Here is a 25,512-nt window from a genome sequence, read left to right on the forward strand (position 1 = left end):
CCTTGCCCCCGCTAGTCTGCACCTCATTGCAGAACCGGGGAGCCTTCATGATCTTGGCAAACAAAGCCGCATTGGCGGCGCGTGATCTGCTGCTCGCGGGCAGCGTGCTGGCCGCGGGCGCATTCTCCTCCGACGCTTGGGCGCAAGAGAGTGCTGACGCGGCAGCGACCCGCTTCGGTGCGCGCGGCGATGTGCTCGACATCAGCCTCTCGCCCTCGGGCAACAAAATCGTCTTCGTGGCCGCCGGGCCTGGGCACACCGAGGTCGTCAACGTCATCGACTTCACGGCTGATGCTGCCGTCAAGCCGGTTCTGACCAACACCGAAAAAGTTGTCGACATCGATTCGTGCCAGTGGGCGAGCGAGGAACGGCTGCTGTGCCAGTTCTCCGGCATGGGGGGCGGGAATGGCAGCATCCTGATCCCGTTCGATCGCCTGATCGCGCTTAACGCCGACGGCACCAACATTCGGATGTTAAGTCAGCGGGATTCGCCGCGCGCCTTGGGCATCAACCAGTTCGGCGGCGATGTGATTGCTCTGGATGTGGCGGGCGAAGAAGGCATGGTCATGATGACCCGCAATTTCATCCCGGAGACGACGACAGGGTCACGCCTCGGAAATGAGAAAAGAGGGCTGGGGGTGGATCTGGTCGATACCGCCAATGGGCGCGGGCGGGTGCGCGAACAGCCCGATGATGCAACATTGCGCTATATTGCCGACGAACAGGGTCAGGTTCGGATCAAGGTGCAGGCCTTGAGCGACATCAACGGCAATCTTACCGGCGCCTACCGCTATTTCTTCCGTAAGCCCGACAGCAGCAGTTGGGTGCCGCTAGAAGCCCTCACGATTGATGGGATGCCGGTCGAGCGGATGATACCGCTGGCGGTCGATAGCGCGCGCAATGTCGCTTTCGGCTTTGTCACCAAAAGCGGCTATGATGCGATTGCCGAAGTTGCGCTGGACGGCACGGGGTCTGGCAAACTGCTGATGGCGCGCGGCGATGTCGATGTTGACGGGCTGATCCGGATCGGCCGGAAGAACCGCGTGGTCGGCGCGAGCTACGCTACGGAAAAGCGCGAGATCGCTTACTTCGATCCGGCGCTGGCCAAGCTCGCCGCCGATCTCGGCAAGGCTTTGCCCGATCAACCGCTGGTCAATATCGTTGGCGCCAGTGCGGACGAGCAGAAGCTGCTGCTGATCGCCTCAAGCGACACACAGCCCGGCATGGTCTACCTGTTCGACCGTAAGGCCCGCGCTCTGGAACCACTGCTGCCGCTGCGTCCGCGGCTTGAAGGGCAGGCGATGGGGCAGATGAAGCCAGTCAGTTACCCCGCGCGCGACGGGACAATGATCCCCGCCTATCTCACCCTCCCGCCCGGTTCGAATGGCAAGGGCCTGCCCGCCATCGTCCTGCCCCACGGCGGACCGGCGGCGCGCGACGAATGGGGGTTTGACTGGCTGGTGCAGTACTTCACGGCCAAGGGCTATGCCGTGCTTCAGCCCAATTATCGTGGCTCATCGGGCTATGGCGAAGCGTGGTACGGGCGCAACGGCTTTAAGGCATGGGAAGTCGCGATTGGCGATGTGAATGATGCAGGCCGCTGGCTGGTGAGCGAAGGGATCGTTGTGCCAGACAAGCTTGCCGTCGCCGGGTGGTCCTATGGAGGCTATGCGGCGCTGCAATCGCAGGTGTTGGATCCCGCGCTGTTCAAAGCGGTAGTGGCGATCGCGCCGGTCACCGATCTCGGTTTCCTGATCGCTGACGCTCGCGATTACACCAATTCTCGGCTTGTGCGGGACTATGTGGGCGAGGGTCCGCACGTCGCTTCGGGCAGCCCGCGCCGCCATGCCGAGAAGTTTGCCGCGCCGGTCGCGCTGTTCCATGGCACCCGCGACCTCAATGTCGATGTGCGTCACGCGCAGGCGATGGAGCGCGCCTTGAAAGAAGCGGGAAAGTCCGTGACGTATCGCGAATATGCCGATCTTCAGCATGGGCTCGATGACAGCGCAGCGCGCGCTGAGATGCTGGCCGATATCGGGCGTTTTCTCGATGAGGCGCTTGCCGGCGGTTGATGGCGCGGGAAGCCCCTCGACAAGAGGCATTGTGACCGCTTAGGGCGCTGGCCATGACCGATTTTCCCCTGAGCCCCGAAGACTGCCAGACCATGCCCGAAGTGCGCGCCGGGGTCGATGCGCTCGATGCCGAGCTGGTGGCGCTGCTCGCCAAGCGCTTCGGCTACATGCGCGCCGCTGCCCGGATCAAGCCGACCCGCGATGCGGTGCGTGACGAAGCGCGCAAAGCGAGCGTGATCGCTGCCGCTGTCGCCGAAGCCGAGGCTCAGGGTATCCCCGCCGATGTCATTGCCGACATCTGGGAGCGCCTCGTCGAAGGCTCGATCGCCTATGAATTCGGCGAATGGGACCGGATCAGGGACTGACCCCGGTTTCCTAAGCCTGCAACGAAAAAGGGCGGCCCCGCAAGGCCGCCCTTTTCGTATTCGTCGCTGTCCGAAGGATCAGCGCGAGTAGAATTCCACCACCAAGTTCGGCTCCATCGTGACCGGGTAGGGCACTTCGTCGAGCTTCGGCACGCGGGTGAAGGTGATCTTGTCGTTGCCATCGGGCTGGACGTAATCGGGAATATCACGCTCGGCGAGGCCCTGGGCTTCGATCACGAGCGCCATTTCCTTGGCCTTGCTGCCAAGGCTGACGACATCGCCGATTTCCACGCGGCGTGAGGCGATGTTGCACTTCACACCGTTCACATAGATGTGACCGTGGCTGACGACCTGACGGGCCGAGAAGATGGTCGGCGCGAACTTGGCGCGGTACACCACCATGTCGAGACGCTGTTCGAGCAGGCCGATCAGGTTCTGGCTGGTATCGCCCTTCATGCGCGATGCTTCGGCATAGGTGCGCTTGAACTGCTTTTCGGTGACGTCGCCGTAATAGCCCTTCAGCTTCTGCTTGGCGCGCAGCTGGAGGCCATAATCGCTCATCTTGCCCTTGCGGCGCTGACCGTGCTGGCCGGGGCCGTAGGAACGCTTGTTCACCGGGGAATTGGGACGACCCCAGATGTTTTCGCCCATCCGGCGGTCAAGCTTGTACTTGGCGCTTTTGCGCTTCGACATACGTCTTCCTTCAAATTGCTGGGCCGCCCCCATTGGGCAGCCATTGAACCCGGTATCGCTCCATCACGCCATCAGGCGGGATGCGGCCACTGCTTCACCGGGGTGCAGGGCCCATTTGCGAAGGCGCGCGCATAGCAGGATGACCGTGAAGGTCAAGCGTTGCGCGCCGGATTGCACTGAGTCCGATCAGAGCGGAACGTTCAATTCGCGCCATTCCTCGATCGTACGGCACACGCGCGTCTTGCGGCGGCTCGACGGATCGGCCCGGACGGACTTGCATACGCGCTTGTCTTCCTCGGCAGTGTCTTCCTTGGCCGTTTCGTCGTCCGGCTTGGGAGCGGGCGTCTCAGCCGCGGGCGGGGTTTCGCTGGCTTGCCCGTCAGACTGGGCGGCTGCGGCGAAGGGCAAAAGCAGCAGGCTGCCGGCACAGGCCAGCAGGAAGCGGCGCAGGGGAATCATCAGCAATCTCAATTGGTTGGGGGCGGGGTGCCCTAGAGCTAACGGCTGACTGGCCAGTGTCCAACCCCGTTCGACGAACGACGTTACTCGATCCGCCCGCGCTCGATTGTGGTCAGAACCCCCCTGAGGGTGCGCACTTCGAGATGGTTCCAGCCCGGCTTGGTGAGCACCCCGCGCAAGGTGCGGCGGTTGGCCTCGGCGCGGCCTTCAGGGCGGAAATAGCCGCGCGGGCCGAGCAGCGCTTCGAAATGGGCGATCAAGCCCTCAAGTTCTTCCTGCGGCGCGGGGGGCAGAATTTCTTCGATCGTCGGCTGCACCAGCACCGGATCGACTCCTGCCATCTCGCGCCCGGCGCGCGACCACTCATAGGCGACCAGAATTACAGCCTGCGCCAAATTGAGCGAGCCGAACTCAGGGTTGATGGGAATCGTCAGGATATTGCGGGCCAGCGCCACATCTTCGGTCTCAAGGCCGGAGCGTTCGGGGCCGAAAATGATCGCGTGCCGACCAGCCTCGGTGTGGACCAACCGCCCAGCTTCATCTGCGCCGATCACCGGCTTGGTGACGCCGCGCTTGCGCACAGTGGTGGCGTGGACGTGCTGGCAATCGGCCACCGCTTCGGCCGTTGTGGCGTAGACCTTGGCCTGTTCCAGCACGATGTCTGCGCCCGAGGCAGCAGGCCCTGCCGAGGGGTTGGGCCAGCCATCGCGGGGGGACACCAGCCGCATCTCGGTCAGCCCGAAATTGAGCATCGCGCGGGCAGCCTTGCCGATGTTCTCACCCAGCTGCGGACGCACGAGCACGATCACCGGCTTGTTGAGTTCAGCCATGTTCTGCCTATTCTTTCGCGGCTTGCTGGACGGTGCTGGCAAATTCCTCGAAATCCCGCGCTTCGGAGAAATCGCGGTAGACGCTGGCGAAGCGGATATAGGCGACGGAATCGATCTGCCGCAGCCCTTCCATCACCAGCTCGCCAATATGCGAGGACGGCACTTCCGCCTCGCCCGAGGTTTCGACCTGCCGCTGGATGCCAGAGATCAGCTGATCGAGCCGTTCCTGATCAATCCCGCGCTTACGGCAGGCGAGCGCGACCGAGTGTTCCAGCTTGGACCGATCAAACGGCTCACGCCGCGACGCCTCGCCATTCCCCCCTGACTTGACCACCACCACCTCGCGCAGTTGCACGCGTTCAAAGGTGGTAAAGCGCGCGCCGCAGGACGAGCACTGGCGACGCCGCCGGATCGAGGCATTGTCCTCGGTCGGGCGGCTGTCTTTTACCTGGGTATCATCATGAGCACAAAAGGGGCAACGCATTCAGAGGGTTATTTCTTAATTCTCTGATAAAGTGCGAAGCCGGCGCCCGCGAGCAAGCCCACCGGCCAGGACACAATCGGCAGAACAAGACCAGCAACTGCGCCAATGGCCGCTCCGGTCAGGACAGGGCCGGTCGAGGGGTGGTTGATCCCCTCCTTGGCCATGCCGGTCACTTCGGTCTTCACATCTTCGACCCAGTCGGGGCCTTGGCGTGGATCCTGATCATTCATGGCCGAGGCCTCCTCACATTCCGGGATAAACGGGGAAGGCAGCGCACAGCGCGCTGACCCGCTGACGAACGCTCTCTTCGATCTGGGCATCGCCTTCGGGGCCGTTTTTGGACAGGCCTTCCACCACTTCGGCGATGAGCTTGCCGATCGTGCGGAACTCTTCCGGGCCGAAACCGCGGGTCGTGCCGGCGGGCGTGCCCAAACGGATGCCGCTGGTCACGAAGGGCGAGCGGGTGTCAAACGGGATGCCGTTCTTGTTGCAGGTGAGCCAGGCGCGATCGAGGCCCTTTTCGGCATCCTTGCCGGTGACATCCTTGGCGGTCAGATCGACCAGCATTGAATGGTTGTCTGTGCCGCCGCTGACAATCCGCAGGCCGTTCTCCTCAAGGCTCGCGGCCAGAGCGCGGGCGTTTGCGACGATGCGATGGGCGTAGGTCTTGAACTCAGGAGCCAACGCTTCCTTGAAGGCCACCGCCTTGGCAGCAACGATGTGCATCAGCGGGCCGCCCTGAAGGCCGGGGAAGACCGCCATGTTGAGCGGCTTGGTGTACTTCTCATCATTCCACAGGATGATGCCCGAGCGCGGACCGCGAAGGCTTTTGTGGGTGGTCGAAGTGACGATGTCACAATGCGGGAAGGGCGAGGGGTGCGCGCCGCCAGCGACGAGGCCAGAAATGTGGCTCATGTCGCACAGCAGGATCGCGCCCACTTCATCCGCGATGGCGCGGAAGGCGGGGAAATCCCACAGCCGCGAATAGGCGGTGCCGCCGCAGATGATCAGCTTGGGCTTGTGCTCGCGCGCCTTGGCGGCGACTTCTTGCATGTCGATGGTTTCGGCACCCTGCGTCACGCCGTAGGAGACCGGGTTGAACCACTTGCCGCTCATGTTGACCGGCGAACCATGGGTAAGGTGCCCGCCCGAATTGAGGTCGAGCCCCATGAATGTGTCGCCTGGATTGAGCAGGGCGAGGAACACCGCCTGGTTCATCTGCGAGCCGCTGTTGGGCTGCACATTGGCAAAGTTGCAGCCGAACAATTGCTTGGCACGCTCGATTGCCAGGGTTTCAACCACGTCGGCATAGTCGCAGCCGCCGTAGTAGCGCTTGCCGGGATAGCCTTCGGCGTACTTGTTCGTGAACACGCTGCCCGCAGCTTCAAGCACGGCGCGGCTTGCGATATTCTCGGACGCGATCAGCTCGATCTTGTCGCGCTGGCGGGCGAGTTCCTTGCCGATTGCGGCGGCGATCTCTGGGTCGGCATGGGCCAGATCGTCATTCCAGAAGCCGTCCATCGACTGAACGGCGGAACGGGCGGCAAAATCAATCGGGGCAGTGCTCATTGATGGGTCTCGATATGATCAGGCTGAAACGGGGGCTGGCCGAGCTTGCCGACGCGGCGCTGGTGGCGACCGGCCGGATCGCCGGCATCGGCGAATTCGGTATCAAGGAAAGTGGCGATGCAGGATTTGGCCATCTCAATCCCTACGAGACGCGCGCCCATTGCGATGCAATTGGCGTCATTATGTTCGCGGGCGAGGGCGGCGGATAGGGGCTCCGAGACCAGAGCGCAGCGCACCTGCGGGTGGCGATTGACGCTGATCGAGATGCCGATCCCGCTGCCGCACAGGGCAACACCGAATTCGACTGTGCCCTCAGCGATGATCTCGGCGAGGCGATAGCCATAATCGGGGTAATCAACGCTCACTCCTGGCTCAGGGCCGAGATCGGCGACGTCGTGGCCTTCTTCGATGAGCCATTCGGCGAGTTCCGCCTTCAGCTCGACGGCGGCATGATCAGAGGCAATGGCGATGCGCATGGCGTCCACATAGTCGCATGAGCGGAGATTCTCCACCCCCCACGACCGCCTTTTCGACCGAGGTTGCGGAGCCCCGCGAATAGAAGGTGTCCGCAGTTTGAACGCAAGCCGCGACATAGATTGCCGCTCTTGCCGGGGCTAGGGCAGCCCCGAAGGAGAAGAGCGATGAACACGAAGGCTCTGATGGTGCTGGGCGCTTTGCTGTGTCTGCCTGCGGCCGTAGCCGCCCAGCAGGCAGGGGGATGGCCGATTGATTCGATTCCGTGGCAGGAACAAGCAGCCGACGGGTCGCGTTTCGCCTTGCTCGAGGGGAACCGGGATGCGCCGGACGAGGCGTTTTCCTATGCTTTCTTCATTCCAGCAGGCGGCTTCGATGGCCCGCACGCCCATAGCAGTACGGCGCGGGTCTTCGTGGCACGCGGGGCGTTGAAGCTCGGGTACGGCACCACCCCTGACCCGGCGAAGATGATTACCTATCCGCAGGGCAGCTATGTCGTTGTGTCGGCAGGCACGGTCCATTTCGACGGGGCAGACGTCGACACGATTATCATCGGCACCGCGACGGGACGCTGGACCACAACCTATGTCGATCCGCACGCTGGAGCATCGGCCGGAACACGGCCGACCGATTGACCTGCGGCTCGGATTACTGGTCCAGGAACGACCGCATCTTGCGCGACCGCGACGGGTGCTTCAGCTTCCGCAGCGCCTTCGCTTCGATCTGGCGGATACGTTCGCGCGTCACCGAGAACTGCTGGCCGACTTCTTCGAGCGTGTGATCGGTGTTCATCCCGATGCCGAAGCGCATCCGCAGCACGCGTTCTTCACGCGGCGTGAGCGAGGCCAGCACGCGGGTGACCGTCTCCTTGAGGTTCGCCTGGATCGCGGCATCCACCGGGATGATCGCGTTCTTGTCCTCGATAAAATCGCCCAGATGGCTGTCTTCCTCGTCCCCGATCGGGGTTTCGAGAGAGATCGGCTCCTTGGCGATTTTCATCACCTTGCGCACCTTCTCCAAAGGCATGGAAAGGCGCTGCGCCATTTCCTCAGGGGTCGGCTCGCGGCCTTCCTCGTGGAGGAACTGGCGGCTTGTGCGGACCAGCTTGTTGATCGTCTCGATCATGTGCACCGGAATACGGATGGTGCGCGCCTGATCCGCGATTGAACGCGTGATCGCCTGCCGGATCCACCATGTGGCGTAAGTGCTGAACTTGTAACCGCGGCGGTACTCGAACTTGTCGACCGCCTTCATCAGGCCGATGTTGCCTTCCTGAATAAGATCAAGGAATTGCAGGCCGCGATTGGTATACTTTTTGGCAATGGAGATCACCAGACGCAGGTTCGCTTCGACCATCTCCTTCTTGGCGATGCGCGCCTCGCGCTCGCCCTTCTGGACCATGTTGACGATGCGGCGGAACTCGGTGAGGCTCATGCCGGTCTGCGCGGCGATATCGGCGATTTCCGAGCGGATGCGCTCGATCGCGTCTTCCTCACGCTCGGCAAAGGCGGCCCACTTCTTGTCCTTCTTGGCGCGTTCCTTGATCCAAGCGTCGTCCATTTCGTTGCCGACATAGGCGTTGAGGAAGTCGACGCGCTTGACCTTGTGACGTTCGGCCAGACGTAGCATCTGCCCGCCTAGCGTGGTCAGGCGGCGGTTGAAGGCATAGAGATTGTCGACCAGAAATTCGATCTTGGTCGCGTGGAACTGGACGCTTTCGACCTCGGCGGTGAGGTCTTCGCGCAGCTGTTCGTACTTCTTTTCCTTGGCGGCCGGGAAGTCATTGCCCACTGCCAGCGTATCGACGCGCTCGCCCTGAAGCTTTTCGAAGGCGTTGAACAGCGCGGTTATGCGCGCGAACCGCTCAAGCGCCTCGGGCTTTAGCGCGGCTTCCATCTGGGCGAGGGAGAGGGTGTTGTCCTCCTCCTCTTCCTCTTCGCGCTTGGGGCGGCCTTCGCCGTCTTCGTCGTCATCGCCGTCGGCATCAGGTTCATCGGCGACTTCGTCATCCTCGCGGATGGTGGGGCCGGCGGTGGCTTCGGAGATTTCGCCATCGTCGTCGTCATCTTCGGCGCCTTCGGCCATCTTGTCGGCCGGTGGTTCCTTCGAGAGCATCGCGTCAAGATCGAGGATCTCGCGCAGTTGCATGTCGCCGTTGTTGAGCGCTTCGGACCACTGGATGATCGCGTGGAATGTGATCGGGCTTTCGCACAGGCCCATGATCATCATGTCGCGGCCAGCTTCGATCCGCTTGGCGATGGCGATTTCGCCTTCGCGGCTGAGCAGTTCGACCGCGCCCATTTCGCGCAGGTACATGCGCACCGGATCATCGGTGCGTTCGCCAGTGACGAGCTTGCGGTTCCCGGCGCGAGCGTCCTTGGTCGGACCCTTTTTCTCGTCGTCCTCCTCGTCGTCATCGTCCTCGGCGACGACTTCTTCGGCTTCGCCCTCTTCACCCTCGGCCTCGGCGTCTTCGTCGCTTTCGACGATCTGCACGCCCATTTCCGACAGCGCGGTCTGGATATCCTCGATCTGATCGGGGCTCATCTCGCCCGAAGGCAGCGCCTCGTTGAGCTCGTCATTAGGTGACATAGCCGCGCTTTTTGGCCTTGCTGATGAGCTTCTTGATCGACGAATCGTTCAGATCGATCAGCGGGGCATCTTCCTTCTCGGCCATATTTTTCGTGTCTATCCGTTGCCGGGCGGTCCGCGAGATGCGCGGGGCCGCCAATTAATCCCATATCCGCCACTTAAGCGGTATCGTCACCCGTGGCCGTAGCGCCCGCTTTGCGGCGCCCGAAGGCCTTGAGGCGTTCTTCGACTGCCATGAGCTGCGCGCGCAGGCGGGTCTGTTCCGCAAACGACCCTTCCGGATCGCTTTCGAAACGAGCAATGGTGGCCGCAAGCGCAGCCTCCAGCGCCGGCCTTTCGACCAGCAGCGACACAGCTTCAGCCAGTTCCTCACACGCAGCGCCGGGATCGTTGCCTTCATCAAGAAAGGCGTAGCGGATATCTGCCGGCGGGGCAGGTTGGCCTTGCGCGTTGCATATGGCGGTTGCGGCTCGCGAATCAAGCGTTTCTGCAAGTTCGAACAGTGATTCGATCAAAGCGGCTGCTTTGGGGTTAGCCCGCGCCAGGACCGAAAGCGCTTCGGCATGGCGCGCAATCTGGTCGGGATGGCGCACGAAGCCTGCCAGAACCGCGCTGAGCAGGCCCTGCTGCTGGCCGCCCGCCATCATCCCAGAAAGCTGTGCGCGCGCGCCGTCGGAGAGGCCTTGCGGCTGCGGCGGGCTGCCCTTCCACGGCGCGCGCTGACCGGGCTGAAACGCGGGTTTCGGCGAACGCGGAGGATAGGCGAAGGCTGAGAAGCGATCAGACAATTCCCGGCGATACAGCCCTTTGATTTCGGGATCGGCGATGGTTTCAACGTGCGCCATTAACCGCGCCTTGAGCCCGGCCTTGGCTTCGGGCGTGGTGAGGGGCTGGGAGTCGCGTTCAAATTCCCACAGCGTTTCGATCAGGCTGGCAGGGCTGGCGAGCAACCGTTCCATCGCGGCCTTGCCTTGCGCTTTGATAAGGTCATCGGGATCAAGGCCTGCGGGCAGGCGCACGATGCTGAGCGAGCGCATCGGCGCCAGTAGCGGCAGGGCGCGGGTAATAGCGCGCATGGCGGCGCGCTGGCCCGCTGCATCGCCATCAAAACACAGCACCGGGGCGTCGACCATGCGCCACAGCAACTCGAGCTGCATCTCGGTCAGCGCTGTGCCGAGCGGAGCGACCGCATCAGCGATCCCTGCATTGGCAAGCGCGATCACGTCCATATAACCTTCGACCACCACCACCCGTCCGCTCTGGCGCGCGGCAGGCGCGGCGCGGTGCAGGTTGTAGAGCGTGCGGCCCTTGTCGAAGAGATCGGTGTCGGGCGAGTTGAGATACTTGGCGACGCCGTCCCGCTTGTCGAGGATGCGCCCGCCGAAAGCGATCACCCGCCCGCGTGCGTCCTGAATGGGTAGCATGACGCGGCCACGGAAGCGGTCGTACCGCTCGCCCTGCTCATTGGCGGCGCGCATCCCTGCGCCTTCGAGCATATCCTCGGCGAACTGCATCAGCGCGCGGGGTAAGGCCTGCCGGTCATCGGGTGCCCAGCCGAAGCCGAACTCGGCCATGACTTGGGCCGAGAACCCTCGCCGTTGCAGATAATCCCGCGCCGCGCCGCCGGAGGGGCCGGACAGGCTCTCGACAAAGAACCGCTGCGCCGCCTCGGTGACGTCGATCAGGCTGGCGCGGGCTTCGGCCTTCTTCGCCATGACCGGATCGGGGGCGGGGACCTCCATGCCCGCCATCCCGGCGAGTTCCTTGACGGCGTCCATGAATTGCAGGCCCTGCTGGTCGACCATCCAGCTGATCGCATCACCATGCGCGCCGCAGCCAAAGCAGTGATAGAACTGCTTCTGGTCGTTCACATAGAAGCTGGGCGTCTTTTCCTCGTGGAACGGGCAGCACCCCTTCCACTCGCGCCCCGCCCGGGTGAGCTTCACCGACCGCTGGACAAGCGTCGAGAGCGTGATCCGCGCACGCAGCTCGTCCTTCCATTGCGGGGTGATGGCCATGGGGTTTAGGTGCGCCGTAATGGGGCGGGGTTCAAGCACCCAAATAAAAACGACATCGTCGCCCCGTGCTTGACACGGGGCTTGGCTAAGTTTGCTTCAGACGTTGACGCAGAAAAGCCAAGCCCCGTGTCAAGCACGGGGCAACGGTTGTGGATTAGCTCAACGCCGCCTTCACCAGCGAACTCGCCAGCTTGCCATCGAGCACCGCGCCGTGGCGGGCCTTCAGCTCGGCCATAACGGTGCCCATGTCCTTCATGGTCGACGCGCCGGTCTCGGCCTTGATCGCTTCGATCGCGGCGGCAGTTTCGGCCTCGCTCATCATCTGCGGCAGGAATTCCTCGATCACGGCAAGCTCGGCGCGCTCCACTGCGGCGAGCTCCTCTCGGCCGCCGGCGTCATACATCTCAATCGATTCGCGGCGCTGCTTCGCCATCTTCTGCAACACCGACGTCACCAGCACATCATCATCGGTGATCGGCGAGGTGGCGGTGCGCTCCTCAATGTCGCGGTCCTTGATCTTGGCGCTGATCTGGCGGAGCGCGGCGGTGCGGTCCTTTTCGCCCGCTTTCATCGCGGTGATGGTGGCGGCCTTGATATCGTCACGGATCATTACGTGTTTCCTGTGGATTGAACTCAGGCGCGCGCCTCTAACGCAATTAGCGCGGCACGCCTAGGTTGACGCGGCCCGCCACCGGGCCTAGCGGACGAAACTTAGCAACATCGCTGGCTTTACCGCAAACGGAGCGCCCCATGGCCGACCCCGCATCTTTCCGCGCACAACCCTCTGGCGCGACGGGAGTCCTTGTTTTGGCCGATGGCACAGTGGTCTGGGGCCGGGGATTCGGGGCTGTGGGCGCATCCGTGGGTGAGGTGTGCTTCAACACCGCGATGACTGGCTACCAAGAGGTGCTGACCGATCCCTCCTATGCCGCGCAGATCGTCACCTTCACCTTCCCGCACATCGGTAATGTCGGCGCGAACGGCGAGGATATTGAAAGTAAGGTCGAAGGCGCAGTTGGCTGCATTGTGCGCGAGGATGTCACCGAACCGTCGAGCTTCCGCTCGATCGAGAAGTTCGCCGACTGGATGGTGCGCAACGGCAAGATCGGGCTGGCGGGCGTCGATACCCGCGCGCTCACCCGCCGCATCCGCCAGAGCGGTGCGCCCAATGCGGTGATCGCCCATGCGCCAGACGGCAAGTTTGACCTGCCTGCGCTGTTGGAACGCGCAAAGGCTTGGCCGGGGCTGGAGGGCATGGACCTCGCCATCCGCGTGACCCGCGAGGCGCAGGAAGGCTGGGAAGGCGGCTACTGGACGCTCGGCAAGGGCTATGGCCGCGCCGCCTTCAACGCGAAGCCCCACGTCGTGGCGATCGATTACGGGGCAAAGGACAATATCTTCCGCAATCTGGTGAAGGCCGGAGCGCGGGTGACGGTGGTGCCGGCCAAGGCTTCGTTTGACGAGGTGATGGCGCTCGCGCCCGACGGCGTGTTCCTGAGCAACGGCCCGGGCGATCCGGCGGCAACCGGTGAATATGCCGTGCCGGTGATCAAAGCGCTGCTGGACGCAGACGTGCCGTTGTTCGGCATCTGCCTCGGCCACCAGATGCTGGCGCTGGCGGCAGGGGCGAAGACGCTCAAGATGCACCAGGGCCACCGCGGTGCGAACCACCCGGTGCAGCGCGTGGGCGAGGGCTGGGGCGAAACCTCCGGGCTGGTCGAGATCACCTCGATGAACCACGGTTTTGCAGTGGATGCGGCGACTTTGCCTGAGGGGGTTGAGCAGACCCATGTCTCGCTGTTCGACGGCACGAATTGCGGGATTGCGATCAAGGGCAAGCGGGCGTTTGCGGTGCAGTATCACCCTGAAGCGTCGCCGGGGCCGCAGGATAGCTTCTATCTGTTCGAGAAGTTTGTCGGGGGGCTGTGACGCTGCTTCGGATAACTGCCTTTCCGGTTTTAGCGGCGGCGACAACACTCTCCGCCCAAAACCCCGCGATGACTCCGCCGCCCCTCGCACAATGGCCCGGCGCGGAGATCGCCGAGGGCGTTGCGTTTCAGGGCGATGGCTCCGTTACCATCGAGGCATCATCCGAAACCGGCCTCCCGGTGTTCACTTTCTGGCGCCCCGTCCTGCATGACGAGGGCAGCCGCTATCCCGTTGCGGGCCGGATGGACTGCCGAATTGCCGCCGCTGAAAGCCCCTTCGACGCCGCCGACTTCGACCCCGCTGTCCGCCATGCCGCCGCCAAGGATGCGCGCAAGGAGCAGGGCTACACCGATGCCGAGCAACTCGCCTCGGGCACCGACACCATCAAGCAGCTCGACATCATCGGCCGCCGCAACGCGCCGCGCTCCTATTACGTGCTGAGCTACATCATGGCCCGCGACGGCGACCGCTTGGTCGACATCCGCCGCAACTGCACCTTCATCTTCGGCAGCGCCGCGTCCAAGCCAGACGTCCTGCCGCTTGTGAACCGCTACACCAAGATAACCTTTGCCTTCACGCCCGAAATAAGCGCGCAGGCACCAACTGGAGGAGAAGGCTGATGGGTCGCACCATGATCGCCGCTTTGATTGCTGTGGGAATGCTTACGGGATGCACCGACTGGCGTGAGGGATCAGAGACGGTCGAGGCGTGCGTGGAGCGTTTTGCGCTCAAGAAGGGCGCGGTCCATCCCTTGGCCGATGATCCGGGCCAATGGGTTCCTTCCTACACCTTTGACGTCACCAAGATGGGTGCGGAGAACTTGCGTGACCTGATCAATGCGTCTGACGCGAAAGCGCGGACTGCGGGATCCGGGATAATTGCAGGTGAGGGCTCCGATATCAAAGCCCGGGAAGCTTTCGAAGACACGCCCGCAAGCGAGGCTGGGGTGCTATTGATTGCGGAGGACCCTGCGCTTTTCAAAGTCCGTGGAAAGCCAGGATTACACCGCGAACTTATCCGGCAGGGCTGCGAAGGCCAGCGTGCCGGAATGCGGCTCATCAGCTATCGGTTCACCCGCGAGGATCAACTTGTTGACGGCGAATTGCCGCGCTCTGACTTCACTTCTGCGGAAATGCGCAAGCTCGAACAGCAATTTGATAGACCCAAGATCAAGGACCTGATCCCCTGATGCCCAAACGCACCGACATTTCCTCCATCCTCGTCATTGGCGCCGGCCCGATCATTATCGGGCAGGCGTGCGAGTTCGATTACTCCGGCACGCAGGCGATCAAGGCGCTGAAGGAGGAGGGCTACCGCGTCATCCTCGTCAACTCCAACCCGGCCACGATCATGACCGATCCGGAGTTTGCCGACGCGACCTATATAGAACCGATCACGCCCGATATCGTCGCCAAGATCATCGCCAAGGAACGCCCCGATGCGCTGCTGCCGACGATGGGCGGGCAGACGGCGCTGAACTGCGCGCTGGCGCTGGATGCGGATGGGACGCTCGCGAAATACGGCGTCGAGATGATCGGCGCCAAGGCCGACGCGATCGACAAGGCCGAAAACCGGCAGCGGTTCCGCGATGCGATGACCTCCATCGGGCTGGAAAGTGCGCGCTCGGGCGTGGCCAACACGCTCGAGGAAGCGCGCGTGATTCTCGAACGCACCAGGCTGCCCTCGATCATCCGCCCCAGCTTCACGCTCGGCGGCACCGGCGGCGGGATTGCCTATAACAAGGCCGAGTTCGACCAGATCGTGCGCGAAGGCCTCGATGCGTCCCCCACCACCGAAGTGCTGATCGAGGAATCGCTGCTCGGGTGGAAAGAGTTCGAGATGGAGGTGGTGCGCGATCGCAAGGACAACGCGATCATCATCTGCGCCATCGAGAACGTCGATCCGATGGGCGTCCACACCGGGGACTCGATCACCGTCGCCCCGGCGCTGACGCTGACCGACAAGGAATACCAGATCATGCGCAACGCGAGCATTGCTTGCTTGCGCGAGATCGGGGTGGAGACGGGCGGCTCCAACGTGCAGTTCGCGGTCAATCCCAAGGATGGGCGGTTGATCGTGATCGAGATGAACCCGCGCGTGTCGCGCTCCTCGGCGCTGGCATCCAAGGCGACGGGCTTCCCTATCGCCCGCGTCGCGGCCAAGCTGGCGGTTGGCTACACGCTCGACGAGCTTACCAACGAGATCACCGGCGCAACGCCTGCCAGCTTTGAGCCGACCATCGATTACGTCGTCACCAAGATCCCCCGCTTCGCCTTCGAGAAGTTCAAGGGTGCGGCCAATGATCTGTCGACCGCGATGAAGAGCGTCGGCGAAGTCATGGCGATCGGGCGCAATTTCCAGGAATCGATGCAGAAGGCCCTGCGCGGGCTCGAAACCGGACTCGACGGGTTCAACCGCGTGACGGAGCTGGAAGGCCAGCCCCGCGACGTCATCACCGCCGCCCTGTCGCGCCGGACGCCTGACCGGCTGCTCAAGGTCGGCCAAGCCTTCCGCGAAGGCATGAGCGTCGAGGAAATCGCCGCCGTCACCTTCTACGATCCGTGGTTCCTGCGCCAGATCGAACAAATCATTGCCGCCGAGCGCGAGGTGCAGGCCAATGGCTTGCCACGCGACGCGGTAGGGCTGCGGCGGTTGAAGGCCATGGGCTTCTCAGATCGCCGTCTGGCGACGCTGGCGGTGCGATCGGTCGGCGTGGCCGGCGGCATGGGGGAGACGCAGGCCAAGCGCTCCGGTCTGCTCCACGACGCGCTTGTTGCGATGGCCGGCGCGACCAGCGCAGACGAAGTGCGCGCGCTGCGCCACAAGCTCGGCGTCTTCCCGGTGTTCAAGCGGATCGACAGCTGCGCCGCCGAGTTCGAGGCGATCACGCCCTATATGTACTCGACCTACGAAGCGCCTACGTTCGGCGAAGCGGAATGCGAATCCGCGCCGACCGATCGCAAGAAGATCGTCATCCTCGGCGGCGGGCCGAACCGGATCGGGCAGGGGATCGAGTTCGATTACTGCTGCGTCCACGCCTGTTTTGCGCTGGCGGAGCAGGGCTTCGAGACGATCATGATCAACTGCAATCCCGAAACCGTGTCGACCGATTACGACACTTCAGACCGCCTCTATTTCGAGCCTCTGACCGACGAAGACGTCCTCGAAATCCTGCGGGTCGAACAGCAGAACGGCACGCTGGTGGGGGTGATCGTGCAGTTTGGCGGGCAAACCCCGCTCAAGCTGGCGCAGGCACTGGAGGATGCGGGCATCCCGATCCTCGGCACCTCGCCCGATGCTATCGACCTTGCCGAAGACCGCGAACGCTTCGCCAAGCTGGTCAGCAAGCTAAAGCTCAAGCAACCCGAAAACGGCATCGCCCGCAGCCGTGATGAAGCAGCCGCTGTGGCCGCCCGCATCGGCTATCCAGTCTTGCTGCGTCCCTCATACGTTCTGGGCGGCCGAGCGATGGAGATCGTCGACAGCGAAGCGCAGCTCGACAACTACATTGCCACCGCCGTGAACGTGTCGGGCGACAGCCCCGTTTTGATCGACCAGTATCTGCGCGACGCGATCGAATGCGATGTCGATGCGCTGTGCGATGGCGAGGAAGTCCGCATCGCAGGGGTCATGCAGCACATCGAGGAGGCCGGCGTCCACTCGGGCGACAGCGCCTGCACTCTGCCGCCCTATTCGCTTGCACCCGAAATCATCGCCGAGATGGAGCGGCAGGCCGTGCTGCTCGCCCATGCACTCAGCGTGGTGGGCCTCATGAACATCCAGTTCGCGGTCAAGAATGGCGAGGTCTACCTGATCGAGGTCAACCCGCGCGCTAGCCGCACGGTGCCGTTTGTGGCGAAGGCCATCGGTCAGCCGGTTGCAAAGATTGCGGCACGGGTGATGGCGGGCGAAAAGCTCAGCGCCTTCCCGCCGTTCAAGCGCGATCTGCCCTATATGGCGGTCAAGGAAGCGGTGTTCCCGTTCGCGCGCTTCCCGGGTGCCGACCCGGTGCTCAGCCCCGAGATGAAGTCCACCGGCGAGGTCATGGGGATCGATGCGACCTTCGAGGCCGCTTTCCTCAAGTCGCAGATCGGGGCCGGAATGGTCCCGCCGCAATCGGGCACGGTGTTCGTCTCCGTGAAGAACACCGACAAGCCGGTGATCGTCGCCGGCGTGCGGCAGCTGATCGAGCACGGGTTCAAAGTCATCGCGACCGGCGGGACGCAGACTTACCTTGCCGAACAGGGGCTTGCGGTCGAGCGCGTCAACAAGGTGGCTGAGGGTCAGCCGCATATCGTCGACAAGATCATCGATGGCGAGATCGCGCTGATCTTCAACACCACCGAAGGCTGGCAATCGCTGCTCGACAGCAAATCCATCCGCATGGCTGCTCTGGCGAACAAGGTCCCGTATTACACGACGGCGGCCGGATCCGCGGCGGCGGCGGCAGCGATTTCGGCGATCCGGCCTGATCAGCTTGAAGTCCGGTCGATGCAGGACTATTATGGCATCTGACTGGCACTTCCCCACAGATTGAAAGTCCCCGCGCCGTATGGATCGAACGGCCGGGATTCCTTTCTTCCCAAGCGGGGTGAAGAGCCAAGCATAACAGACAGAAAGACAACAGAAATGGCGACGATGGACAAGGTGCCGATGCTGGCCGAGGGGTATGAGCGGCTGACAGCCGACCTCAAGGTGCTGCGCGAGGAACGCCCGAAAATCGTCGAGGCCATCGAAGAAGCGCGCGCGCACGGCGATCTGTCGGAAAACGCCGAATACCACGCTGCCAAGGAGCGGCAGGGCCAGGTTGAAGCCATGATCGGCGACATCGAAGGCATGGTCAGCCGCGCGCAGATCATCGATCCGACCACGCTGTCGGGCAACAAGATCGTGTTCGGCGCGACCGTGACCTTGCTAGACGAGAACGACAAGCCGATCCGGTACCAGATCGTCGGCCAGACCGAAGCGGATGCGGCCAAGGGGCGTATTTCCTACACCTCACCGCTCGCCCGCGCGCTGATCGGCAAGCAGGTGGGTGACGATATCGAAGTCACCGTGCCGTCGGGCGAGAAGTTCTACCACGTCAACAAGATCGAGTTCATCTGAGGCGTGGCGGTTCCGCCCGTCAGGCCGATTGCCGAGCGGCGGGTGGTGCAGCATTTCGTTGATGCCGGCGCTGTCAGCATGGCGGACGCGATTGGCTATGATCCCGGCCTGCCAAGCCGTCAGCATGCCTTCGCTCGGCTTAAGGGCGCGGATGTCCTCAAGACCGATGGGCAGGGGCGCTGGTATCTCGACGAAGAGCGCTGGGGCTCAAGACGTTCGGACCGCCGTACACGGGTGGTGCTAACGATGCTTGCGGTGGCTGCGGCCGGGGCTTTCGCCGCGCTCCGCTGAGTCTGGTTGGGCGGGTGCTAACGTCGCGCTGTCAGCCGAGGCGTTTTTCCATCGCATAATTGTGGATCGCCACCTCGCTACCCTCAAAGGGAATGGTGAAATCGCGGCGGTGGAGCAGCGCATATCCGGCCCGCGCAAACACCGGGCGGGCAAGCTCGCTCGCCTCGGTATACAGCCGTTCGGCCCCCAAAGCGCGCGCCGCCACCTCCGCATCGTTCAGAAGCCTAAGGCCTAGCCCGTGCCCGGTGTGATCCGGGTGACAGAACAGCATGTCGAGATGCCCGTCCGCCTCAAGTACGGTGTAGGCCGCTGGCCGCTCATCCCCATCGGCAGCGACCAGGATCACATCGCCCCGCGCCGCACTCTCCAGCAGCCTCGCAGGCGAGTAGCGTGCCGACCACGCGGCGACCTGATCGAAGGAATAGGCCCGCAGCGCCGTCTGCCGGATCGCCGCCAGTGTCAGCGCCGCAATGGCCTCCGCATCGGCGGGCGTGAAGGCGCGGATGGTATACTCCGCCATGGCGATAGGCTTCCGCGAATTAATCTTCCGGAGTCAGCAGCTTGTGAATGTGAACCACCACGTACTTCATCTCGGCATCGTCAACCGTGCGCTGTGCCTGCGCGCGCCAGGCGTCGACCGCGGCGTCATAGGAGCTGTACACGCCGACGACGTGGATGCTTTCGGGGTCCTGAAACTCGATCCCGCGCGGATCGATCACGCGGCCGCCCATCACGAGGTGGAGGCGCTGGGTGGGGGTGGTTTCTGCCATGATATGTGTCCCTGGGGAGGAAAGATGCGCGCGCCTTTAGCGCCTTGGAGCGCGAGGGCAAGCCTTCAGGGACCGTGTCAGGATCAGCCCTTGGTCTTGCGACCCAGATCGCGCACGATATCCGCAGCAGCAGCGCGGGTCTTGCGGGCCAGCGCGCGGGTGCTGTCCGCCGCCGAACCTGCGGCATCGGACGTGCGTGCGGTAATCTTCTTCGCCTGCACGCCCGCAGCATCGCCCAGTTCCTCAGCGCGCTCCTGACCGGCGCGGGCGGTCTCCAGCACCTCGTCGATCAGCGTCATGGCATAGGTCACTGCGGCCTGACCGATCATCTGGCCAAAGCGCGAACCGCCACGCGAGGCGACATTCTTCACGCCGGAACTGGCGCTGGAAGCCGCGCCGGAAATCGCACCGGCCGTGCTGTGCGCAACCCGGCTTGCCACCCGGCGCCCGGGGCGGGTGAGCAGACCGATTACGAGGCCCGCGGCCAGCGCTCCGCCAATCACCGTCAGCGGATTGGCGCGGGTGTAGTCCACCGCTGCCGTTGCGGCTTCGCGGGCTTGGTCGGCTAGCGTGCGGTCAGCATTGCGACGCTCGGCCGCTTCAATCCGGGCGCGCAGCGCGTCGCGGCTGTCGGTGGACGAGATGGGGGTGGGTTCGGTCATGCGGGGTCTCCTTGCGCATCGCCTTCGGGGAAGGCGGCGTCGGTATCAGTGTCGTCGTCAATGTCGGCGAATTCGTCGAGCCAATCGAGGATTGGCCCGCGGGCGAACCAAAGGACAATGGCGCCGATGAGCACCGCAAGCACGCCCTTGTGATCGCCCGCCTGCGCCTTGGCCTGTGCGAGCACATCGCGCGCGCCGGTTCGAATGCGGCTCGTGATCGTGGAGCTGACACCGGACGATACGCGGCTCGCGATGCCTTCCTCGCTGAGGCTGGCGCGCAGGCGTTCGATATCCTCAGCCAACACGGCGCGGGCCGCATCGCGCAGTGCACGGTCTTCGATGAAGCTTTGCGGAAGGCGGGTCATGCATCCTCTCCCGCGTCGAACATCGCCGAGAGCGCCTTGCCGTCACCTGCGGCGCTCCACACCAGCAGCGCAACGCCGATCAGCAGCACGCCCACCACAATCGCAATCGCGCCCCAAATCGTCACCAACGGCGCCAGCGCAATCACCGCGCCAACGGCCAGCGCGATCAAGGCGATGTGGAGCAACACCAAGGCCAGCACCAGCAGCACCAGCGCCCGGCCCGCCCGCTTTCCGGCAAGGCTGGCGCGGGTCTTCTGGAAGGCGATCTCCGCCTCGGCATAGGTGCGCGCATCATCCACCAACGCGGTGATATCGTCACGCAGCGAGGTAAAGCCGGTGCTGTCCTCGGTCGCCTCAGCGTCCTCGGGCGTCACTGACGGATCGGCAAGGGTGCCATCCGGCGGCGGCGACTGGCCGGGCTCGGTATCATACATGAGCGTGCCTTTTCAGCAGGATCAGCGCTTCTTCCCGCCCAGCATCCGCGCGAGGAAAAAGCCGACAACTGCCGCGATCCCGACAGCCACGCCGGGGCTCTTGCGGACCATCGCGCGGGCATCCTCGCTCAGTTCATCGACGCTCTTGGATTCGAGCTTGGCTGAGGTTTCCTGCAAGGTGCGCGAGGCTTTGCGGGCGTAATCGCCATATTGTTCGCCGAGCTTTTCGTCGATCTGCGAAGCGGTGTCACCCACGACCTTGCCGAGCGAGGCAATGGCATCGGTGGCGACCTGCTTGCCTTCAACCGCGAGTTCGCTGGCCTTGCCCTTGGCCTGTTCGCCATAGACCTTGGCTTCGGCGACCAGATCGGTGCCCTTGCCCTTGGCCTGACCGCTGACGGTGCTGAGGCGGTTTTCCGCTTCAGTGCGCAGCGCTGCGGCGCCAGCCTTGGCTTCTTCAAGCGCGGCGTTGAAACGGCTCTTGGCTTCGATCACCGGAGCAGAAGCCGGGGCTGCATCTTCGCCCTTGGTCGTCGCGGCCAGCTTGACCGGCGCAGCCTTGGTCAGGCCTTCGGTCTTGGTGGTCGCGCCCTTGGTCGATTTCGCCGGGGTCTTCTTCGGGGGGTTAGTGTCAGCCATTGCGGTGCTCCTTGTCGTCTGGGCGTGTTTTGGGTCGATCCCGTTCGCGTCTCGCCACCTGCTTGCACGAGGCCATTCCCGCGCATAGGGACGTCACGCGTCCGGCCAATGCTGGAATCATCGAACCAGAATCATGCCGTTCCTAATACCATAGCGTCGAAGTGTCTTAACACCCTAAACCACATTACAGCCGGAGCCAAACATGACCGCCATCATCGACCTGCACGGGCGTGAAATCCTCGACAGCCGTGGCAATCCGACCGTTGAAGTCGACGTATTGCTCGACGACGGCAGCTTCGGCCGCGCCGCTGTACCCTCGGGCGCGTCGACCGGTGCGCATGAAGCGGTGGAACTGCGCGATGGCGATGCTTCGCGCTACCTGGGCAAGGGCGTGCTGAAGGCGGTCGAGGCGGTCAACGGCGAAATCCGGGAATTGCTGACCGACAATTTCGATGCCGAAGACCAGCGTGATATCGACCTTGCGCTGATCGCGCTCGACGGCACGGCGAACAAGGCGCGGCTTGGCGCGAATGCGATCCTCGGCACGTCGCTGGCGGTAGCCAAGGCGGCGGCCAACGCGCGGGGCCTTCCGCTCTATTCCTACCTCGGCGGGGTTTCGGCGCACATGCTGCCGGTGCCGATGATGAACATTATTAATGGCGGCGAGCACGCTGATAACCCGATCGACATTCAGGAATTCATGATCATGCCAGTCGGCGCGGGCAGCCTCACCGAGGCCGTGCGTTGGGGCGCTGAAGTGTTCCACACCCTGAAGAAGGGCCTGGCGCAGAAGGGCCTCGCCACCAGCGTCGGCGATGAGGGCGGTTTCGCCCCGAACCTCGCCAGCACCCGCGCCGCGCTGGATTTCATCATGGAAAGCGTTGCCAAGGCGGGCTTCACGCCGGGCGAGGATATCGTTCTGGCACTGGACTGCGCTGCGACCGAGTTCTTCAAGGGCGGCAAGTACGAAATCTCGGGCGAGGGGCTGAGCCTCTCCCCGCATGAAATGGCCGATTACCTCGCCAAGCTGTGCGGCGAATACCCGATCCGCTCGATCGAGGACGGCATGAGCGAGGATGATTTCGAAGGCTGGGCCGCGCTGACGGGCTTGCTGGGCGACAAGGTTCAGCTGGTCGGCGACGATCTGTTCGTGACCAACCCTGCGCGCCTGTCGGACGGGATCGCCCGTGGTCTGGCCAATTCGCTGCTGGTCAAGGTCAACCAGATCGGCACGCTGACCGAAACCCTCGCGGCAGTCGATATGGCCCACCGCGCGCGTTACACCTGCGTGATGAGCCACCGTTCGGGCGAGACCGAGGACGCGACGATCGCCGATCTCGCGGTCGCCACCAATTGCGGGCAGATCAAGACCGGATCGCTCGCGCGGTCGGACCGGCTTGCCAAGTACAACCAGCTGATCCGCATCGAGGAAGAGCTGGGCGACAGCGCCGGGTTTGCGGGCAAGGCCTGCTTCGGCGCGCGGGCTTAAGTTCCCTCGACCGCGTTAAAGAACCGTTCCATTGCCGCAGTGCCGGCAGGCGTTAGCCTGACCAGCACGCGGCGATGATCTTCGGCGTCGTTTTCACGCAGCACTGCCTTTCGGCCTGTGCGATGCACAGGTCGAGCAGGATATCCTACGCCGGTTCAGCGCGCCGCCTGATCGCGGCGCATTTGCTGGATCGCTGCATCGACATGAGCGGCCGCGATATACGAGCCGAGCCGGTCGAGCGCAGCGAGCTGCTGTTCTAGCGCCGCCAGAACGGTTTGCGCGCCGCCATCGGGCAATGCGGCCGGTGAGAGGTTTTCCAATGTCAGATCCCAAGATATCGCTGTCCCGTCTGCAAGCGCCCGCCATAGGTCGGCGCCAGCAGAAGTGGGTCGGATATCGCGTTACCGCCCTATGGAAAGCTACCGAGGAAAACTACGTAGCGGCAGTGCCGCCCCAGAACGGGACGCCTGCCTGCTAAACTGTCAACGTCCGAAGCGATCCTGCAAGGCGAGCAGGGCCAGCGCCGCCTTGGCCGCTTCGCCGCCCTTGTCCTTCTGGGCCGGGTCAGCCCGAACCAGAGCCTGCGCTTCGTTCTCGACCGTGAGGATACCGTTGCCAATGGCGATGCCGTCCATAGTCAGGGCCATGATCGCGCGCGCACTCTCGCCCGCCACGATCTCGAAGTGGTAGGTTTCGCCGCGGATCACGACGCCGATGGCGACGAAGCCGTCGTAACGGTCAGCCTCGGCCGCCAGAGCGATGGCGCCGGGGATTTCGAGCGCGCCGGGAACGGTCAGAACCTCGACCTTGTGGCCCTCGGCCTCCAACGCTGCCCGCGCGCCAGCGACGAGCATGTCGTTAAGGTGGGCATAGAAACGCGCTTCGACGATGAGGATATCGGCCATGGCAATTACTCCGGAATGGGGTGGAAGTCGGTGATGGTCAGGCCATAGCCTTCAAGCGCGACCAGATCAGGGCGGCTGTTCGACAGCAGCACCATGTCCGTAACGCCGAGGTCGACAAGGATCTGCGAGCCGATTCCGATGCTGCGCAATTCCTCGTCGCGGCTCCACTCGCCCGTGCCGACGCGCCCGGTCAGGATCACGATCACGCCCGAACCATGCGTGCCAATCGCCTGCATGGCGCGTTGAAGTGTACGCTTGCGCGCACCCGGAGCGCCCAGCACGTCGTCGAACACTGAAATCGGATGGACGCGGGCGAGGGTGGGTTCGCCAGGTATGACGTGGCCCTTTTGCAGCACATAGGCCTCGCTGCCCGCAACACGGTCTCGATAGGTGATCATGCGCCATTGGCCGCCGTAATCGGAGGTGAAGGCGCGTTCGTTCAGCCGCTCGACCAAGTGGTCATTGCGCATCCGATAGGCGATCAGATCGCGGATCGTGCCGATCTTGAGGTCATGCTTGCGCGCGAACTTCACCAGATCGTCGAGCCGGGCCATCGTCCCGTCCTCGTTCATGATCTCGCAGATCACTCCCGAGGGGTTGAGCCCGGCAAGCCGTGAAATATCGACCGCAGCCTCGGTATGCCCAGCGCGCACCAAAGTGCCGCCATCGCGCGCCATCAGCGGGAAAACGTGGCCCGGCGTGACGAGATCGTCTGCGCCCTTGGCTGCGTCAATCGCGACCGAGATCGTGCGCGCGCGGTCTGCCGCCGAAATGCCGGTGGTCACACCTTCCTTCGCTTCGATCGAAATGGTGAAGGCGGTCTGCATCGATTCCTTGTTGTTGCGGCTCATCGGCTGCAGCCCGAGCGTCTCCACGCGATCCTTGGTCAGCGCCAGGCAGATCAGCCCGCGTCCGTACATCGCCATGAAGTTGATCGCTTGCGGGGTCGCCATCTGCGCGGGGATGATGAGATCGCCTTCGTTTTCGCGGTCTTCATCGTCGACAAGGATATACATGCGCCCATTGCGCGCCTCGTCGATGATCTCCTCGATGGTGGCGAGCACCGGGCGGTCGGCATTGGCCTCAAGGAAGGCGTCAAGCTTGGCGAGGGTCTCAGCGGTGGGGTTCCACGTGTCCTCGGTGCAATCGCGCAAAGTGTTGGCATGGAGGCCAGCGGCACGGGCGAGGCCGGCGCGGGTCATGGTGCTCGATGTGACGAGATCGCGAACGCGTGTGATGGTCGATGTGCTCATGAGTCGCAAATATCACATCGCGATGTGAAGGCAAGTGGGTTCGGATGTGTGACTATCGCCAGTTTCGCCGTCTACTCCGTCATCATATCCTCGGTCCGGAACAGAGGGAGTCC

Annotated in this window: 28 protein-coding genes and 1 pseudogene; 10 read left to right on the plus strand and 19 right to left on the minus strand. The window is 63.5% G+C overall.

The window, feature by feature from the left end:
• Positions 1 to 47: 47 nt before the first annotated feature.
• Both GRI59_RS09205 and GRI59_RS09210 read left to right on the plus strand, forming a co-directional pair.
• Positions 48 to 2,072, plus strand: coding sequence for an alpha/beta hydrolase family protein (locus GRI59_RS09205; RefSeq protein ID WP_160760894.1), 2,025 nt, complete (start codon positions 48 to 50; stop codon positions 2,070 to 2,072).
• 53 nt (positions 2,073 to 2,125) lie between these two features.
• Positions 2,126 to 2,437, plus strand: coding sequence for a chorismate mutase (locus tag GRI59_RS09210; RefSeq protein ID WP_160760895.1), 312 nt, complete (start codon positions 2,126 to 2,128; stop codon positions 2,435 to 2,437).
• A gap of 78 nt (positions 2,438 to 2,515) precedes the next feature.
• Here GRI59_RS09210 and rpsD read toward each other — a convergent pair whose 3' ends face one another.
• The 7 genes from rpsD to GRI59_RS09245 all read right to left on the minus strand — a co-directional run bounded on the left by rpsD (position 2,516) and on the right by GRI59_RS09245 (position 6,948).
• Positions 2,516 to 3,130, minus strand: coding sequence for a 30S ribosomal protein S4 (gene rpsD, locus GRI59_RS09215; RefSeq protein ID WP_160760896.1), 615 nt, complete (start codon positions 3,128 to 3,130; stop codon positions 2,516 to 2,518).
• A gap of 186 nt (positions 3,131 to 3,316) precedes the next feature.
• Positions 3,317 to 3,595 carry a hypothetical protein gene (locus GRI59_RS09220; RefSeq protein ID WP_160760897.1) on the minus strand — a complete coding sequence of 93 codons (279 nt, stop codon included), beginning with the start codon at positions 3,593 to 3,595 and terminating at the stop codon, positions 3,317 to 3,319.
• Between the two features lie 77 nt (positions 3,596 to 3,672).
• Positions 3,673 to 4,419, minus strand: coding sequence for an RNA methyltransferase (locus GRI59_RS09225; RefSeq protein ID WP_160760898.1), 747 nt, complete (start codon positions 4,417 to 4,419; stop codon positions 3,673 to 3,675).
• Between the two features lie 7 nt (positions 4,420 to 4,426).
• A complete protein-coding gene (gene nrdR, locus GRI59_RS09230) occupies positions 4,427 to 4,903 on the minus strand; it encodes a transcriptional regulator NrdR (RefSeq protein WP_160760899.1) in 477 nt (158 codons plus the stop codon).
• A gap of 8 nt (positions 4,904 to 4,911) precedes the next feature.
• Positions 4,912 to 5,133, minus strand: a complete 222-nt coding sequence (locus GRI59_RS09235; protein WP_160760900.1) for a hypothetical protein — start codon at positions 5,131 to 5,133, stop codon at positions 4,912 to 4,914.
• A 13-nt stretch (positions 5,134 to 5,146) separates the two neighbouring features.
• Positions 5,147 to 6,472, minus strand: coding sequence for a serine hydroxymethyltransferase (gene glyA, locus GRI59_RS09240; protein WP_272917015.1), 1,326 nt, complete (start codon positions 6,470 to 6,472; stop codon positions 5,147 to 5,149).
• Positions 6,469 to 6,948: an RpiB/LacA/LacB family sugar-phosphate isomerase gene (locus GRI59_RS09245; protein WP_160761600.1), complete on the minus strand. Its 480-nt coding sequence runs from the start codon at positions 6,946 to 6,948 to the stop codon at positions 6,469 to 6,471. Before GRI59_RS09245 ends, glyA begins: the two co-directional genes overlap by 4 nt.
• A 165-nt stretch (positions 6,949 to 7,113) precedes the next feature.
• Between GRI59_RS09245 and GRI59_RS09250 the strand changes: the two genes are divergently transcribed.
• Positions 7,114 to 7,581, plus strand: coding sequence for a cupin domain-containing protein (locus tag GRI59_RS09250; RefSeq protein WP_160760901.1), 468 nt, complete (start codon positions 7,114 to 7,116; stop codon positions 7,579 to 7,581).
• A gap of 13 nt (positions 7,582 to 7,594) precedes the next feature.
• On the opposite strand, the pseudogene rpoD reads toward GRI59_RS09250, so the two are convergent.
• The 3 genes and pseudogenes from rpoD to GRI59_RS09265 form a co-directional block, all read right to left on the minus strand.
• A pseudogene (gene rpoD / locus GRI59_RS09255) lies at positions 7,595 to 9,623 on the minus strand (RNA polymerase sigma factor RpoD).
• 73 nt (positions 9,624 to 9,696) lie between these two features.
• A complete protein-coding gene (gene dnaG, locus GRI59_RS09260; RefSeq protein ID WP_160760902.1) occupies positions 9,697 to 11,556 on the minus strand; it encodes a DNA primase in 1,860 nt (619 codons plus the stop codon).
• Positions 11,557 to 11,710: 154 nt separating this feature from the next.
• Positions 11,711 to 12,166, minus strand: a complete 456-nt coding sequence (locus GRI59_RS09265; protein ID WP_160760903.1) for a GatB/YqeY domain-containing protein — start codon at positions 12,164 to 12,166, stop codon at positions 11,711 to 11,713.
• Positions 12,167 to 12,306: 140 nt separating this feature from the next.
• Between GRI59_RS09265 and carA the strand changes: the two genes are divergently transcribed.
• The 6 genes from carA (at position 12,307) to GRI59_RS09295 (ending at position 18,882) form a co-directional block, all read left to right on the plus strand.
• Complete coding sequence (carA, locus tag GRI59_RS09270) at positions 12,307 to 13,485, plus strand: glutamine-hydrolyzing carbamoyl-phosphate synthase small subunit (RefSeq protein ID WP_160760904.1); 1,179 nt, start codon at positions 12,307 to 12,309, stop codon at positions 13,483 to 13,485.
• A 68-nt stretch (positions 13,486 to 13,553) separates the two neighbouring features.
• Positions 13,554 to 14,105 (plus strand): carbamoyl-phosphate synthase large subunit, encoded by a 552-nt coding sequence (locus tag GRI59_RS09275; protein WP_237440761.1) that lies wholly within the window; start codon positions 13,554 to 13,556, stop codon positions 14,103 to 14,105.
• Complete coding sequence (locus GRI59_RS09280; RefSeq protein ID WP_160760905.1) at positions 14,105 to 14,674, plus strand: hypothetical protein; 570 nt, start codon at positions 14,105 to 14,107, stop codon at positions 14,672 to 14,674. The genes GRI59_RS09275 and GRI59_RS09280 overlap by 1 nt, the downstream gene beginning before the upstream one ends.
• A complete protein-coding gene (gene carB / locus GRI59_RS09285; RefSeq protein ID WP_160760906.1) occupies positions 14,674 to 18,000 on the plus strand; it encodes a carbamoyl-phosphate synthase large subunit in 3,327 nt (1,108 codons plus the stop codon). The genes GRI59_RS09280 and carB overlap by 1 nt, the downstream gene beginning before the upstream one ends.
• Before the next feature lie 114 nt (positions 18,001 to 18,114).
• Entirely contained in the window at positions 18,115 to 18,591 is a 477-nt protein-coding gene (gene greA, locus GRI59_RS09290) for a transcription elongation factor GreA (RefSeq protein WP_160760907.1), read from the plus strand.
• Positions 18,592 to 18,594: 3 nt separating this feature from the next.
• Complete coding sequence (locus GRI59_RS09295; RefSeq protein ID WP_160760908.1) at positions 18,595 to 18,882, plus strand: hypothetical protein; 288 nt, start codon at positions 18,595 to 18,597, stop codon at positions 18,880 to 18,882.
• 31 nt (positions 18,883 to 18,913) lie between these two features.
• Here GRI59_RS09295 and GRI59_RS09300 read toward each other — a convergent pair whose 3' ends face one another.
• From GRI59_RS09300 to GRI59_RS09325, 6 genes are all read right to left on the minus strand, one after another.
• Positions 18,914 to 19,402, minus strand: coding sequence for a GNAT family N-acetyltransferase (locus GRI59_RS09300; protein WP_160760909.1), 489 nt, complete (start codon positions 19,400 to 19,402; stop codon positions 18,914 to 18,916).
• A 19-nt stretch (positions 19,403 to 19,421) separates the two neighbouring features.
• Complete coding sequence (locus tag GRI59_RS09305) at positions 19,422 to 19,652, minus strand: DUF4170 domain-containing protein (protein ID WP_160760910.1); 231 nt, start codon at positions 19,650 to 19,652, stop codon at positions 19,422 to 19,424.
• Positions 19,653 to 19,735: 83 nt separating this feature from the next.
• Positions 19,736 to 20,314, minus strand: a complete 579-nt coding sequence (locus GRI59_RS09310) for a hypothetical protein (protein ID WP_160760911.1) — start codon at positions 20,312 to 20,314, stop codon at positions 19,736 to 19,738.
• Positions 20,311 to 20,679 (minus strand): hypothetical protein, encoded by a 369-nt coding sequence (locus GRI59_RS09315; protein WP_160760912.1) that lies wholly within the window; start codon positions 20,677 to 20,679, stop codon positions 20,311 to 20,313. The genes GRI59_RS09310 and GRI59_RS09315 overlap by 4 nt, the downstream gene beginning before the upstream one ends.
• The gene (locus GRI59_RS09320) at positions 20,676 to 21,113 is read right to left on the minus strand and encodes a phage holin family protein (protein ID WP_160760913.1); all 438 of its coding nucleotides are present in this window, start codon (positions 21,111 to 21,113) and stop codon (positions 20,676 to 20,678) included. Before GRI59_RS09320 ends, GRI59_RS09315 begins: the two co-directional genes overlap by 4 nt.
• Positions 21,114 to 21,134: 21 nt before the next feature.
• On the minus strand, positions 21,135 to 21,752 hold the full coding sequence (locus GRI59_RS09325) for a hypothetical protein (protein ID WP_160760914.1): 618 nt from the start codon (positions 21,750 to 21,752) through the stop codon (positions 21,135 to 21,137).
• 202 nt (positions 21,753 to 21,954) lie between these two features.
• Between GRI59_RS09325 and eno the strand changes: the two genes are divergently transcribed.
• Positions 21,955 to 23,241, plus strand: coding sequence for a phosphopyruvate hydratase (gene eno, locus GRI59_RS09330; RefSeq protein WP_160760915.1), 1,287 nt, complete (start codon positions 21,955 to 21,957; stop codon positions 23,239 to 23,241).
• A 155-nt stretch (positions 23,242 to 23,396) separates the two neighbouring features.
• Here the strand turns inward: eno and GRI59_RS09335 are convergent, their stop codons facing one another.
• From GRI59_RS09335 to ribB, 3 genes are all read right to left on the minus strand, one after another.
• Complete coding sequence (locus GRI59_RS09335; protein ID WP_160760916.1) at positions 23,397 to 23,561, minus strand: hypothetical protein; 165 nt, start codon at positions 23,559 to 23,561, stop codon at positions 23,397 to 23,399.
• A gap of 162 nt (positions 23,562 to 23,723) precedes the next feature.
• Positions 23,724 to 24,146: a 6,7-dimethyl-8-ribityllumazine synthase gene (ribH, locus tag GRI59_RS09340; protein WP_160760917.1), complete on the minus strand. Its 423-nt coding sequence runs from the start codon at positions 24,144 to 24,146 to the stop codon at positions 23,724 to 23,726.
• 5 nt (positions 24,147 to 24,151) lie between these two features.
• Entirely contained in the window at positions 24,152 to 25,399 is a 1,248-nt protein-coding gene (ribB, locus tag GRI59_RS09345; protein WP_160760918.1) for a 3,4-dihydroxy-2-butanone-4-phosphate synthase, read from the minus strand.
• Between the last annotated feature and the right edge of the window lie 113 nt (positions 25,400 to 25,512).

Source organism: Erythrobacter ramosus, assembly GCF_009828055.1.
GTDB lineage: Bacteria > Pseudomonadota > Alphaproteobacteria > Sphingomonadales > Sphingomonadaceae > Erythrobacter > Erythrobacter ramosus.

Coding starts and splice junctions, on each gene's coding strand:
- GRI59_RS09205 (WP_160760894.1), top strand. CDS start 48: ATGATCTTGGCAAACAAAGCCGCATTGGCGGCGCGTGATCTGCTGCTC.
- GRI59_RS09210 (WP_160760895.1), top strand. CDS start 2,126: ATGACCGATTTTCCCCTGAGCCCCGAAGACTGCCAGACCATGCCCGAA.
- rpsD (WP_160760896.1), bottom strand. CDS start 3,130: ATGTCGAAGCGCAAAAGCGCCAAGTACAAGCTTGACCGCCGGATGGGC.
- GRI59_RS09225 (WP_160760898.1), bottom strand. CDS start 4,419: ATGGCTGAACTCAACAAGCCGGTGATCGTGCTCGTGCGTCCGCAGCTG.
- nrdR (WP_160760899.1), bottom strand. CDS start 4,903: ATGCGTTGCCCCTTTTGTGCTCATGATGATACCCAGGTAAAAGACAGC.
- GRI59_RS09235 (WP_160760900.1), bottom strand. CDS start 5,133: ATGAATGATCAGGATCCACGCCAAGGCCCCGACTGGGTCGAAGATGTG.
- glyA (WP_272917015.1), bottom strand. CDS start 6,472: ATGAGCACTGCCCCGATTGATTTTGCCGCCCGTTCCGCCGTTCAGTCG.
- GRI59_RS09245 (WP_160761600.1), bottom strand. CDS start 6,948: ATGCGCATCGCCATTGCCTCTGATCATGCCGCCGTCGAGCTGAAGGCG.
- GRI59_RS09250 (WP_160760901.1), top strand. CDS start 7,114: ATGAACACGAAGGCTCTGATGGTGCTGGGCGCTTTGCTGTGTCTGCCT.
- dnaG (WP_160760902.1), bottom strand. CDS start 11,556: ATGGCCATCACCCCGCAATGGAAGGACGAGCTGCGTGCGCGGATCACG.
- GRI59_RS09265 (WP_160760903.1), bottom strand. CDS start 12,166: ATGATCCGTGACGATATCAAGGCCGCCACCATCACCGCGATGAAAGCG.
- carA (WP_160760904.1), top strand. CDS start 12,307: ATGGCCGACCCCGCATCTTTCCGCGCACAACCCTCTGGCGCGACGGGA.
- GRI59_RS09275 (WP_237440761.1), top strand. CDS start 13,554: ATGACTCCGCCGCCCCTCGCACAATGGCCCGGCGCGGAGATCGCCGAG.
- GRI59_RS09280 (WP_160760905.1), top strand. CDS start 14,105: ATGGGTCGCACCATGATCGCCGCTTTGATTGCTGTGGGAATGCTTACG.
- carB (WP_160760906.1), top strand. CDS start 14,674: ATGCCCAAACGCACCGACATTTCCTCCATCCTCGTCATTGGCGCCGGC.
- greA (WP_160760907.1), top strand. CDS start 18,115: ATGGCGACGATGGACAAGGTGCCGATGCTGGCCGAGGGGTATGAGCGG.
- GRI59_RS09300 (WP_160760909.1), bottom strand. CDS start 19,402: ATGGCGGAGTATACCATCCGCGCCTTCACGCCCGCCGATGCGGAGGCC.
- GRI59_RS09305 (WP_160760910.1), bottom strand. CDS start 19,652: ATGGCAGAAACCACCCCCACCCAGCGCCTCCACCTCGTGATGGGCGGC.
- GRI59_RS09310 (WP_160760911.1), bottom strand. CDS start 20,314: ATGACCGAACCCACCCCCATCTCGTCCACCGACAGCCGCGACGCGCTG.
- GRI59_RS09315 (WP_160760912.1), bottom strand. CDS start 20,679: ATGACCCGCCTTCCGCAAAGCTTCATCGAAGACCGTGCACTGCGCGAT.
- GRI59_RS09320 (WP_160760913.1), bottom strand. CDS start 21,113: ATGTATGATACCGAGCCCGGCCAGTCGCCGCCGCCGGATGGCACCCTT.
- GRI59_RS09325 (WP_160760914.1), bottom strand. CDS start 21,752: ATGGCTGACACTAACCCCCCGAAGAAGACCCCGGCGAAATCGACCAAG.
- eno (WP_160760915.1), top strand. CDS start 21,955: ATGACCGCCATCATCGACCTGCACGGGCGTGAAATCCTCGACAGCCGT.
- ribH (WP_160760917.1), bottom strand. CDS start 24,146: ATGGCCGATATCCTCATCGTCGAAGCGCGTTTCTATGCCCACCTTAAC.
- ribB (WP_160760918.1), bottom strand. CDS start 25,399: ATGAGCACATCGACCATCACACGCGTTCGCGATCTCGTCACATCGAGC.